Below are 12,199 nucleotides of genomic sequence, written 5' to 3' on the forward strand. Positions count from 1 at the left end.
CACTCATTTTTCACACCAAAATTTATCCAAAATAAAAACTGTCTACACGAGTGTACACAGCTACATTGGAAAAAAGATGTATGCTTATGCCTAGCCTCATTGTTCTTAACTTCATTCCATACTAAACAAGCCCTCCATTCAGCTCATTTTGAACGGGGGATGACTGGAATGAACGATTCCAATTGATTGGATTAGTTAAGAACAACACCTAACATAAAACATACTCCCTTATCAGAAAATTTAGATTCCATTAAAGAATAAGGTAAATAGAAACATTTGTCAACTGGCTATTAGTTGAAAAAATTCAAAAACCTTTAACATTCATGATTCAAAAGTGCCTATTTTCCTACTCGTTTAAGGTTTATGATAGTCATATGTACGATGAACGTTTAAGGTGGTTAGTATGAATAAAAAACAAATGGAAAACCAGCATACAAGTGAATTAATCGAACTTTTACAAAAAGCCGGAAGAACAATAGATGTGAAAAAAGGGTCTTTTTTGTTTCGAGAAGGACAATCAGCGTCTGAGATGTTCTTGATTCTATCTGGAAAGATCCAAATTTCAAAAATGAACGCAGAAGGTCAGGAACTTTACTTACGTTTATGTTCAGCAAATGAAATCGTTGGCGAATTAACATTATATACGGAAGACCCTAAATATATTTTTAACGCAAAGGTTCTTGTCGACTCTACGGTTGCCGCAATAAATTTAACTTCGTTAGAAAGTGCTCTCTTTCAAAACAGTCAGCTTGCCTATTTATTTTTAAAATGGATGAACGATCATTTCCGTAGGACGATTACTAAGTTTCGCGATTTAGTGCTCTTCGGCAAAAAAGGGGCACTTTACTCAACTTTAATTCGTTTATCAAATAGCTATGGAATTGAAAAAGATGACGGCATCCATATTTCTGTTGCGTTAACCAATCAAGATTTGGCCAACTTTTGTGGAACAGCTAGGGAGATAGTCAGCAGATTACTTGCAGATTTAAAGAAAAAGGGTGTCATCTCTATTGACCAAAAAATGATTATTATTCATAATATTGAGTATTTAAGACGAGAGAACGATTGTGAAAATTGTCCTATTTCAATTTGTAATATCGATTAAGGAGTCAGATAAGAAAGCTTTTTATTATATCAATTTGATAATAAACGGGATGATAATCGAGGTTAAAACGGCTGCAATCCCCATAGCTGCACCTGCTACAGCGCCTTGAACCTCCCCTTCTTTTACCGCCTCAGCGGTTCCGATACCATGTGCAATTGTTCCAATAGCCAATCCTCGGGCAAATGGATGATGGATTTTGAACAAGTTCAAAAGCTTAGCACCAAACATCGCTCCAATCATTCCCGTAATAATCACAAATGCAGCTATGAGAGAGAGATTTCCATCAATAATCCGCCCAATTTCCGTTGCTACCGGTACAGTAACAGATTTAACGGTAAACGCAATGATAAACATGTTCGAGAGTTTTAGCAACTTGGCCAATAAAATGGCAGATGTAATGGTGGTAACAATTCCGATGGATAGCCCAATAAATGCCGCACCGAAATATTTTGTAAACAGCTCACGATTTTTATAAATTGGGACAGCAAGGGCCACTGTTGCCGGGCCAAGTAAATAGGTCATGATTGTTTTTGCAGGCATGTATTCATCAAAAGAAATATTAGAAACAACCAATAGGGTGATAATAATTATTGTGCTTAAGAAAACAGGACTTGTTAACGGTGAAGAATATTTTTTTGCTAAAAATTGTACACACAGATAAACAGAAACGGTTATGAGAATACTATATAGCGTGATCATGAAAATTTACTTTTTCCTTCGCATTTTTCATTATTACGGTTTGGGTAACTTTCCCTGCAAACAATAGTCCTATAAATGCGCTGAATATAAGGACAAATAAAAACGGCAAGCCCTTCGCCACGAAAATATCTCCTAGTGTCATAAGACCAACTGAAATCGGAATAAAAAAGAAGCCAAGATGTTTCAATAGCCACCCTGATGCCAATTCAATTTGTTCAAGCTTAATGACACCCAACCAAAGTAAGACGTACAATAGAACAATACCAATGACGTTTCCAGGAATTTGTAAATGAAAGAATCGGGCTGTCCAATTCCCAACCTGATAGACCAAGATAAGAAATAACATTTGAATAGAAAATTTCCAAACGCTTTTCATCATTTTAACCACCTGTCTCCCCGAAATAAACTGATTTTTCAAATATACGTAATAATATTACAGTATAAAGGAATTACGATCCTGACGCACCCACTTTTGTTCACAAATTATCCATATCTTTTTCTGAGAAACTTCTTTATCTTATTTGTAGGAGGGGATCTTGATGAAAAAAATCTATCTAATTTGCAGTCTTGCTGTGTTCCTGGGGATTGCAGGTGGAATTTCTTATTTTCTAATTCGAGATGCAAATGCATCAATTCCAAAAGATGTCACTTTGATTAATCAAAATGGTGATAAATATAATTTTGGCAAGGATAATACCAAATTAAAGCTAATCGAATTTATTTACACCCATTGTCCTGATGTCTGTCCAACCACAACACAAAAGATGGTCGAATTGAAAAAGGATTTAATTAAAAAAGGTGTTTATGGTAAGGATATTGAATTTATCACGATTACGATTGACCCCTATCGTGACACTCCAGAAATTTTACAAAAATATAGACAAGGGTTTGGAATAAATAATGACAACGCTTGGGTATTCTTAACTGGGGAAAAGCAAAATATAAAAAAAGATCAAAAAGAGATTAGAAAAGTTACAGATGCATTGCAATTTCAATACAAAGACCCGGGAAATGGGCAATTTGTCCATTCAACCTTCACTTATTTGGTTGATGAAAACAACAAATTTATCGCAAAGTTTCCAATGGGGAAAGAATTTAATAAACAAGAGGTTTATGATAAAATCATCGATAAAATAGAGTAATAAAAAAAGCGGTTAGTCCCCAGGATTAATCGCTTTTCAATGCCAATTTTTCTAATTTAATTCACGGATGAAGGGTATTTTTTAATTTGCTGCAATGATAAAAGGTAATTGGACTTTGGTTTGGTTAGACTCGCTTTTATACCTGCTTTTTTTAACTTGTTTACGAGTTCAGTAAGCTGTTTTTTTGCCATACTTCTCACCTTCTTTAATTGGCTAATCAGAATTTATTTAGCAAATTCTGAGTGCAAAAGTGCAACAATGCCTCATGTACCATCTATAAGGGGTTCCGATTCAGCACGTTTCCCCTTCTTATAAAACCAATTCTACAACAAAAATATGAATAAAGTGTGAAAATGGAAAGAATTTTTTAGAATTTTTTTCTTATCACCCCCACCTTTCTTGAAAAAATTCGCTCTTCTCTAATTTTAATGGTATAATTTAAAGCAAAATGTTTTTTGGAGGATTTTTTTATCATGATTACTGTAAGTAACGTAAGTTTAAGATATGGTGACCGTAAATTATTCGAAGATGTAAACATCAAATTTACACCAGGTAATTGCTATGGGCTAATCGGGGCTAATGGGGCCGGGAAATCAACCTTTTTGAAAATTTTGTCAGGGGAGATTGAAGCTCAAACTGGTACTGTTCAACTCGGACCAAATGAACGGATGGCAGTATTAAAACAGAACCATTTTGAATACGAGGAATTTGAAGTCTTAAAAACCGTCATTATGGGCCATACAAGACTTTATCAAGTCATGCAGGAAAAAGACGCCATTTATATGAAAGAAAATTTTACTGATGAAGATGGCATGAAGGCTGCAGAACTAGAAGGTGAATTTGCTGAATTAAACGGTTGGGAAGCAGAGCCTGAAGCAGCAATTCTGTTAAAAGGACTTGGGATTGGCGAAGATCTTCATGACAAAAAAATGGCTGAATTAACAGGATCTGAAAAAGTAAAAGTATTGCTTGCACAGGCATTGTTTGGCAGACCTGATGTTTTACTTCTTGACGAGCCGACAAACCACTTAGACATTAAAGCCATTCAATGGCTCGAAGAGTTCTTAATAAATTTTGAAAATACCGTAATTGTCGTATCCCATGACCGTCATTTCTTAAATAAAGTTTGTACGCATATCGCTGACTTGGATTTCAGTAAAATTCAAATCTATGTCGGGAACTATGATTTTTGGTATGAATCAAGTCAGTTGGCATCAAGAATGGCAACGGATGCAAATAAAAAGAAAGAAGAAAAAATTAAAGAACTGCAAAGCTTTATTGCCCGTTTTAGTGCAAATGCCTCTAAATCTAAGCAAGCAACCTCTCGGAAAAAGCTATTAGAAAAAATCACACTAGATGATATCAGACCATCATCCCGCCGGTATCCATTTGTTGGTTTTACTCCTGATCGGGAAATTGGCAATGACTTGTTACGTGTTGAAGGTTTAACAAAAACCATTGATGGGGTTAAGGTTCTTGATAACATCAGCTTTTTTATGAATAAGGGAGATAAAATTGCTCTTGTCGGTACAAATGAAGTTGCAAAAACCACTCTTTTTAAAATACTAATGGGTGAAATGGAAGCTGATAGCGGCACATTTAAGTGGGGTATTACTACTTCCCAGGCTTACTTCCCTAAGGATAACTCCGAGTATTTTGAGAACAGTGAGCTAAGCCTTGTGGATTGGCTGCGTCAATTCTCTCCGAAGGATGATAGTGAAAGCTTCTTGCGGGGATTTTTAGGAAGAATGTTATTTTCCGGGGAAGAAGTTTTAAAGAAAGCAAGTGTCCTTTCCGGAGGAGAAAAAGTTCGCTGTATGCTCTCAAAAATGATGCTAAATGGGGCAAACGTCTTGCTGCTTGATGAACCAACAAACCATTTAGACTTAGAATCAATCACGGCACTTAATAACGGATTAATCAATTTCAAGGGTTCGATGCTTTTTGCTTCACACGATCATCAGTTCATTCAAACGATTGCCAACCGAATTTTTGAATTTACACCAAATGGCTTAGTAGATAAGCAAATGACCTATGATGAATACCTGGAAAACGAGGAAACTCAAAAGTAAAGAAACCTCGCCGATTGGCGAAGACAAAGGCGTAGTTGCACTTATGCCTGATAGGAAAGTCATCCTTTCCTATCGGCCAGGTATCGGAAATGTATCAATAATCAAGGATGAGGATGTTTCAGGAGGTTTAAACCTTCCCGGCCATCCTCTTCTTTTATTTTAATACCTCTTTTGTTTTTTTCTTGAAGATGGTTCAGTTCTTGAACCTGTTTCAGTCATGGTTGTTCCCTGACCCTCTACTTGTGGTGAGCTAAGCCCAATTGTGGATGGGTCAGCTTTCCGTTTACTTCGTTTTCCCATTTGACACACCTCCCGTATTATCTTTTGGAAATTTATCTCTCACTATACGGAATATTTACCGTAATCTTAGGCATGATAATTTACAGGAGGAGGTGTTTTGTATGGCAAAAGTTGGAGTAGAACAATCTCTTACAAATATTCAACAAGCACTAAGGGAAAAAGGTTATGACGTGGTAGAGCTGAAGCAGGAGTCAGATGCGCAAAATTGTGATTGCTGTGTTGTTACCGGCCTTGATTCAAACGTGATGGGAATGCAGGATACCTTTACAAAAGGATCTGTTATTGATGCGAATGGAATGTCAGCAGATGAAGTATGCCAGCAGGTCGATAGCCGGCTTCAATAATTACATTTTGAAAGACTAAAGGATTCAAACTTTAGTCTTTTTAAATCTCCTTCTTTGCTTGAATATTAACCCTAGGGCCTTTTTCTGAAGAAGGCTTTTTCAATTTTTCTTTTTGATTGTTTTCAACCTTTACTTCATCATCTAACTTTGGTGTAAACTCACTTCCATACGTTGCCCCAATATTCAACTTACCCTTTAATTCTTTGATTCCAAGCTGGCCAAAATTATTATTTAGCTCGTATTTATCTAAAATGATTTTTTCAATATTAATTTTTTCAATGATGATTGGTGGATCCTTTGAAGGGATCACCTTTCCTGGCAAACCTTGTTCTTGGAAGCCTTGAAGCGTTTTTTTCATCTCCTCAATATTCATTTCTAAGGAAAACAATTTTTTCTTTAATTCCTTTTCAACATCATTTTTCCGGAATATAAGGAATAAATCTTTTAATGACATGCTCACAAACTCCCTTATTTTACACCTTACTTACATTTATATGGGGCAAACAGCTTAACATGTCCAATCTTTAAAGGACGAACAAAAAATATGTTCGATTCTCCAACGAAAGTCTTAAACTTTTAGTCGATAGGAATGATTTCTCCTTTTTCAACCGTTCGTTGATAACTTACAAATAAGATTCCGTTCCAAAATTTTGCACCTAATTGATTGGGACTAACAGTATCCGGTAACGTTATCTGTCTTTGAAATTCACCATAAAATCTTTCAGAATAGGTTATATTTAAATGTGGATGGATAGGTAAGGCTTTACCTTTAATGGTTAGCATATTACCATTTAGACCCAATTCAAGATTTTCTTTCATCACCCCTGGAAGCTCAATCATGACAATAACCTCCTGCTCACTCTCTAATAAATCAATAGCGGGGAATGTTCGTGAATTTTTTTCTTCTCGGGTAGATTGTCCCTCCGGGCTTGAAAAACGCTGATTATTTTGTTGGTCATTCATAAATTGCTTGGCGAAATCTTGATCAAAAATATTATTCCAGAAGTCTCCTCCATGCATATTTTTAGCAATGTCCATCCATTGTTTTAATTTTTCCATATCCATCGATCCCCCCCCTTTCTTCCCTTTAAAATGTGTGGGGTACTCAAGAAAGCATTTATTTAATTTCCCTACTTTCATATTACGAATCAGTTTCGGAATTTAATCCAACTATTACTCCTGCTACATAACCGTTTAAAAAACGCATATATTTAAAAACAAGTATAAGGAGGAGATCACATGCCAGCACCGGCTCCATATATTAATATAAATATATTTATGATTAAAATTAATTCCTTTGAAAATGCTTCAGCAGTAAATATTGGTCAAAACCTTTTGGCCGAATGGCATAATTCAGATAAAAAGAACCAGGGCTTTGGGCAAAATTTTGGCGATAAAAGTAACATCGTTGGAACAAGAAGTTTTGTCGACGATAAAGACCAAATCGACTCCCTCTCCTCTTTCGACTCTCGGCCCATTACGATTGATAATGAAACATGACATTTAAAAACCCTCAGATAGGAAGTCCTATCGGCCAAAAAAGCCACGGAAAGGAACGATCCTTTCCATGGCTTTTTTCATGAAAGATTTTTGTATTTTCTAGTCCGTTTATTTCGGAAACCAATAAAAGCACCTGCAAATGCGATAATCATCATTCCCAATATTACATTAACTTGAAAAAGCTGTTGTTTATGCTCTTTTGGTTTTTCTCTTTTTGTTGGAACTGTCTTTAACTTTTGCGGCTCCTTATATTTTAATTGTAACGACTGAATCTGCTGACCATCTTGATCTTCAATCGACAGCATCCCATCATTATTAATCTTTTTTATGCATCCCTTAACACTCTCGGTAATTAAGGTATCGTTTTCAGGATAAAAAAAATTATTATCAGCTTTAAAAATTTCTCCTTGTTTGATTGTTGCATGCTGAAAAGTGTTATAACCGTAATCTAACAGCAAGGCAGTATCATTATATTTATCATTCTTTAGCTCAGACTTCATCACGACAGCGGTCAACCTAATTTTTCCGTTATCAGCTGTTGTGGCCAAAGTTTGTTTTGATTCACTTGTATAACCGGTTTTTCCGCCAGTAACACCAGGAAATGGAAGCTCACCTTTAAGCATTCGGTGATGGGTTAATAGTGTAGTCTCCCAAGACTGCCCTTTCCACTCAAGCACTTTAGTTCCAAAGATTTCTGCAAAAACGGGATTCTTTATAGCATAATTAGTTATTAATGCTAAATCCATTGCAGTTGTATAATGATTCTCATCAAACAAACCATTTGGATTGGTAAAATGAGTATTATTTACTCCAATCTTCGCTTTCAAATACATATTTAGATTTTCTGAAAAATGCTCAACTGTTCCATCAATATGTTCAGCGATTGCTACTGCAGCATCGTTGCCAGAGTTAATAAGCATCCCTTGAATTAGCTTCTTTAAAGGAACTTGTTCTCCTTCATTCAAATAAACACGCGTCCCGTCCTGACTAACTGCATTGTGACTGACGGTCACGATACTTTCTAAATTGCCCATATCAATTGCATAGATGGCAGTTGCAATTTTCGTAAGACTTGCAGGATACATTTTATCATTGGCATTTTTAGCAAAAAGTACAGCGCCTGTATCGGAATCTAACAGAACCGCCCCCTCACTTTTTAAATCCAACTGATCTGCTCCTGCAGCAAAGACATTTATTCGATTTGTAAATATGAATAGTACGATGATCAAAACAGAAACGAATTTTTTCAATAGTTAACACCCTTAATCTTACATTTAATCCCTATTTGATTTTAACAGATTCTTCAAAAAAATAAAGAGATATCTTTAAAACTCACTGATTAGCAAGCCCTGAAAGTGAAGACTGAGGCGTAGTTGTACTTTAATGAAAGGTATACTTTCTATCAGCCAAAAATAAAACCGGCAAGGAAATACCCAGCCGGTCAAAATCTAAGCCTTTTTTTTAGAAATTAACAATGTAATCTGTGCCATTATAATTGGCAAAGAGGATTTTCTTCTATAAGCCAAATATTTAGGCTCCCAAATGTTTGTATACTTTTGTTTAAATTTTCTCAGGCCCTGAAATTGGTAAATAAAATGGCCGTGCAAAAAGATTTGAGCAGCTATTTTCTCACTTAAAAAAGAAAATCTCGAAAGACCCACATTCGCTAAAGGTGCCATTCCCATATTAAAGCGTTGATAACCCTGTTCCTTGGCCCAATCAATTAACGAAAGAAAAAGAAAATCGATGGTTCCTGAGGGTGCTTCCGGTCTTACTCTCATTAAATCAACCGAAATGGTTTGATGATCATCATAAACATGCATAATGCTCATAAAGCCGAGAGTTCTCTTATTTTCGTCTCTGACAATGGCAATTGGTGCCTTATTCAAATATTCTTCATCAAAGAAACCGAGCGAGAAACCTTTTTCTTTTCTTCCCTGGAGCCACTCATTTGAAATTCCTCTTAATTCTTCTAACAGTTCTGTGGAAAAGGGAGGCTCTACCAATTCTAAAAAAAAGTTATTGCGGTTAAATTTGTTTTTTAATGCTCTTAATCCCTTCATTTTGTTACCCATTAGGGTGAAGGTCTTAAGATCAACAAAGGCCTCCTCACCCAATTTAAAAAATGTAAAGCCATGTCCATGTAGGTATGGAAGCATTTCATCACTAACTTGATAAAAAACAGGAGTAAAACCATAAAGGTCGGCTATTTCTTGAAATTCCTCGATTGCATTTGACAATTCCTTTTTCTCTCCAATCGGGTCTCCAAGAATTACTAATTTATCCGCAAATCTTTGGAATGGGATTAAAACATTTTTTTTGCTGTTCCAAGAAATATATTTATCATGCAAAAAGATTAAATGAGATAACACCTTACCTTTATACTTTGTTAAATGATCAGTTATTTCCTTCTCATGACCAATTGATTTTTCAAATTTCCATTTTTTCGACAAGCTAACCAAATAGCCCGTGAAAAATATCAGTAACGCAATCACCAGTCCGATAGCGGCACTCTTAAACAAATCACGATAATCAACAATTACATATGGTAAAAGGTTTGCTGGGATCGTTAATTTTGCAATAGGCAAATTTAAATAACCAATCAAAATATACATTGAAGTAATGATTAGAATGATAGTAACATCGAAAATTGTTTTTCCCCAAGTTAGGACGTAACTCTCACGATAAAATTGTCCCCTTGACATCCTAAGTAAAAGAGCGACTATGATTAAGAAGATTGCCTCTTCATAATCTATTCCTTTAAAAATAGAAAATAAAGCTGCAAGAATTAAAGCAAACATCGTCAAATCATATGCTCTTTTCACGCTGTATTCTATGCCGCGTGATAAACCTAACAGTAAAAACCCTGCCGCTACTGAGAGTTGATGTGACAAATTAATAATTGGAAAAGACAACAGCTCTTGAGCGATCTTAAGCCTTGACATAATTCCAGGAACACTAGCAGATAAAAGCAGAATTAACCCTGATAAAAAAACAAGCATTGTTAATATGACATGACTTAATCCTTGAACAATCGCTTTTGGCAGGTAATTCCATGATTGATTCCATCTTTCCCAATAGAGCTTTACAAAAAAGACTAGACTGATTAAAAATGGTATGAAATAATAACCGACTCGGTAAAATAAAAGCAGGACAAGGACTTTCTCTTCAGGTATATGTAAATTTTGCATTCCCCAAATAAATACTAAGTCGAAGGAACCAAGCCCTCCAGGAATCATACTGATGATTCCGGCACAAGCTGCAACAATATAAACAGGAAATAGATTTTTAAAAGGGATAGAAATTCCCAGTATCCTGGTTAAAACAAAAATAGCGCCAAACACTGCTAACCATTCTATTACAGACACAATAATCAGCTTGAAACTCACATTAGAAGTAATCAATGCCTGATTATCTTTTTTAGACTTAATCATATGTAGAATTAAAAAAACGGGTAAGTATAAACCCACACCTACAACCGCGAAAAAGAGCCATTTTGTATCTACAAACAACGGAAAATGCCTGTAGCGGATCGTTACAATCCAGGTAAGAAGAGAAATTCCCGTTAAATAATATAGCGAAACAGCAGCAATAACGCCAAGGAGTTTTCGCTTGTCCTGTTCTAGCTTATGAAAAAAGTAGGTTCTTAGCATAGCGCCAATTAAACCGCCAAAACCAATTAAATTAGAAAAAGAATTAGCAATAAATGATTGTTCGAACAGTTCTTTTTTGGAAACGTTTACCTTTAAAATTCTCACTAATATGACATCATAAAGTAACATCGGTAAAACAGCTGCACAGGTAATCACCAAAATTAATAATAAACTCCAGATATTCAGTTGATTTATTTCATTTTTAAGTAATTGGACATTCAAATCCCCGGTAAATTTTTTTATCTCGATAATAGCAAAAATTAGCAAAAACAGTGGAAAAATAAATTTTGCAACTTTTAATACCTTTTCATTTCTAATCCCCAACTAGATTACCACCTATTTTTTTCGTTACTGATTTTACTATAAACTGTTCACAAGGAAAAACAAAGAAATATATTACGTAAAGTGCTTAGTTTTATTCTAGACATTTTAATTGAGGTTCAACCGTTATGATCTTCTGTTAATGTTTCAATCCCTATTACTTCACAAAACAAATACAATTTTATATAAGATTAAAAAAAGAGACAAGTTTTCGAACCCCCTCGGCATAAGTATTAATTAGGATACTAAAATTGGGGAGTCCCTAAGGTCGGTTCTTGAAGTGTAGTTCCTCGAAAAGCACAGCTTCTATACTGCAATACATATGCTTCAAAGCTTTCCTTAGTGTATTTATTCCTATTAGATATGTTCTACTTTCCAATTGGACAATTATCGAGGAGGTTATTTTGTGACATTTTTAGTCTTTAAAAAGGGAACCCTGCTTTTCTTTTTAGCTGTTGGTGTAGTACTTGCCAGTATTTCAGCCTGGTTCATGTTAAAAGCTGGAGATACCACTGTATTTAACCAACAAACCAAGAAAGAGATCCGCGAGATTCATATGGTTACGGGAGAATTCAAGACCACATTGAAAAATGGGAAAGAAATAGAATCGTACCGCTGGGATCCAGGCACCGTTATCATTGAAAAAGGAGAAAAAGTAAAGCTGTTTATTAGCGGTATTAACGGTGAAAAGCATCCATTTTATATTGAAGGGACAAATATCAAGGGGACTGTGAATAAAGGGGAGGAAACGATTGTTCCACTTCAATTCGACAAAGAAGGGACCTATCGATTAATATGTGAAGTTCATTCTGATAGATCCCATGATGGCCCAATGATTGCGTATATAGTAGTTGATTAAGAGCAGGATTCATTCTTCCTGCTTTTTTCATTCTTTAAAGTGGACTGTTATATATATTTTTACTATTAATACGTTGGTATTATTGGTTTTTTCTTATATAACAGCCTCTGTTTTTTTGAACATTTTTATAGTACAGTTCCACTTCCACTTACAAACACATTTCCATACTTTCCAGATTTATCCCTCAAAAAGCCCATCATTACA

At 35.3% G+C, this 12,199-nt stretch carries 14 protein-coding genes; 6 read left to right on the forward strand and 8 right to left on the reverse strand.

Features of this window, described 5'->3' with window-relative positions; translation table 11 throughout:
* Positions 1-418 precede the first annotated feature (418 nt).
* Positions 419-1,105 carry a Crp/Fnr family transcriptional regulator gene (locus QNH20_RS16020; protein ID WP_283923429.1) on the forward strand — a complete coding sequence of 229 codons (687 nt, stop codon included), beginning with the start codon at positions 419-421 and terminating at the stop codon, positions 1,103-1,105.
* Positions 1,106-1,129: 24 nt separating this feature from the next.
* Here the strand turns inward: QNH20_RS16020 and QNH20_RS16025 are convergent, their stop codons facing one another.
* Complete coding sequence (locus tag QNH20_RS16025) at positions 1,130-1,804, reverse strand: LrgB family protein (RefSeq protein WP_283918985.1); 675 nt, start codon at positions 1,802-1,804, stop codon at positions 1,130-1,132.
* Positions 1,788-2,183 (reverse strand): CidA/LrgA family protein, encoded by a 396-nt coding sequence (locus QNH20_RS16030; protein WP_283918986.1) that lies wholly within the window; start codon positions 2,181-2,183, stop codon positions 1,788-1,790. Before QNH20_RS16030 ends, QNH20_RS16025 begins: the two co-directional genes overlap by 17 nt.
* A gap of 160 nt (positions 2,184-2,343) precedes the next feature.
* Between QNH20_RS16030 and QNH20_RS16035 the strand changes: the two genes are divergently transcribed.
* Complete coding sequence (locus tag QNH20_RS16035) at positions 2,344-2,946, forward strand: SCO family protein (protein WP_283918987.1); 603 nt, start codon at positions 2,344-2,346, stop codon at positions 2,944-2,946.
* A 56-nt stretch (positions 2,947-3,002) separates the two neighbouring features.
* On the opposite strand, the gene QNH20_RS16040 is transcribed toward QNH20_RS16035, so the two are convergent.
* Positions 3,003-3,137 (reverse strand): hypothetical protein, encoded by a 135-nt coding sequence (locus QNH20_RS16040; RefSeq protein ID WP_264760442.1) that lies wholly within the window; start codon positions 3,135-3,137, stop codon positions 3,003-3,005.
* A 282-nt stretch (positions 3,138-3,419) separates the two neighbouring features.
* Between QNH20_RS16040 and QNH20_RS16045 the strand changes: the two genes are divergently transcribed.
* A complete protein-coding gene (locus tag QNH20_RS16045; protein ID WP_283918988.1) occupies positions 3,420-5,018 on the forward strand; it encodes an ABC-F family ATP-binding cassette domain-containing protein in 1,599 nt (532 codons plus the stop codon).
* Positions 5,019-5,177: 159 nt separating this feature from the next.
* Here QNH20_RS16045 and QNH20_RS16050 read toward each other — a convergent pair whose 3' ends face one another.
* A complete protein-coding gene (locus QNH20_RS16050; protein WP_283918989.1) occupies positions 5,178-5,318 on the reverse strand; it encodes a YuzL family protein in 141 nt (46 codons plus the stop codon).
* A gap of 101 nt (positions 5,319-5,419) precedes the next feature.
* Between QNH20_RS16050 and QNH20_RS16055 the strand changes: the two genes are divergently transcribed.
* Positions 5,420-5,662 carry a YkuS family protein gene (locus tag QNH20_RS16055; RefSeq protein ID WP_283918990.1) on the forward strand — a complete coding sequence of 81 codons (243 nt, stop codon included), beginning with the start codon at positions 5,420-5,422 and terminating at the stop codon, positions 5,660-5,662.
* A 40-nt stretch (positions 5,663-5,702) separates the two neighbouring features.
* Here QNH20_RS16055 and QNH20_RS16060 read toward each other — a convergent pair whose 3' ends face one another.
* On the reverse strand, positions 5,703-6,116 hold the full coding sequence (locus QNH20_RS16060) for a hypothetical protein (protein ID WP_283918991.1): 414 nt from the start codon (positions 6,114-6,116) through the stop codon (positions 5,703-5,705).
* 122 nt (positions 6,117-6,238) lie between these two features.
* Positions 6,239-6,727, reverse strand: coding sequence for an Hsp20/alpha crystallin family protein (locus tag QNH20_RS16065; protein ID WP_283918992.1), 489 nt, complete (start codon positions 6,725-6,727; stop codon positions 6,239-6,241).
* A 174-nt stretch (positions 6,728-6,901) separates the two neighbouring features.
* Here QNH20_RS16065 and QNH20_RS16070 point away from each other — a divergent pair, with 174 nt between their 5' ends.
* On the forward strand, positions 6,902-7,162 hold the full coding sequence (locus tag QNH20_RS16070; RefSeq protein WP_283918993.1) for a hypothetical protein: 261 nt from the start codon (positions 6,902-6,904) through the stop codon (positions 7,160-7,162).
* A 77-nt stretch (positions 7,163-7,239) separates the two neighbouring features.
* On the opposite strand, the gene QNH20_RS16075 is transcribed toward QNH20_RS16070, so the two are convergent.
* Both QNH20_RS16075 and mprF read right to left on the reverse strand, forming a co-directional pair.
* Positions 7,240-8,412 (reverse strand): D-alanyl-D-alanine carboxypeptidase family protein, encoded by a 1,173-nt coding sequence (locus QNH20_RS16075; RefSeq protein WP_283918994.1) that lies wholly within the window; start codon positions 8,410-8,412, stop codon positions 7,240-7,242.
* Positions 8,413-8,610: 198 nt separating this feature from the next.
* Positions 8,611-11,139, reverse strand: coding sequence for a bifunctional lysylphosphatidylglycerol flippase/synthetase MprF (gene mprF, locus QNH20_RS16080; RefSeq protein WP_283918995.1), 2,529 nt, complete (start codon positions 11,137-11,139; stop codon positions 8,611-8,613).
* Positions 11,140-11,542: 403 nt separating this feature from the next.
* Here mprF and QNH20_RS16085 point away from each other — a divergent pair, with 403 nt between their 5' ends.
* Positions 11,543-11,995 carry a cupredoxin domain-containing protein gene (locus QNH20_RS16085; RefSeq protein WP_283918996.1) on the forward strand — a complete coding sequence of 151 codons (453 nt, stop codon included), beginning with the start codon at positions 11,543-11,545 and terminating at the stop codon, positions 11,993-11,995.
* Positions 11,996-12,199 lie beyond the last annotated feature (204 nt).

Source organism: Neobacillus sp. WH10, assembly GCF_030123405.1.
Lineage (GTDB): Bacteria > Bacillota > Bacilli > Bacillales > Cytobacillaceae > Neobacillus.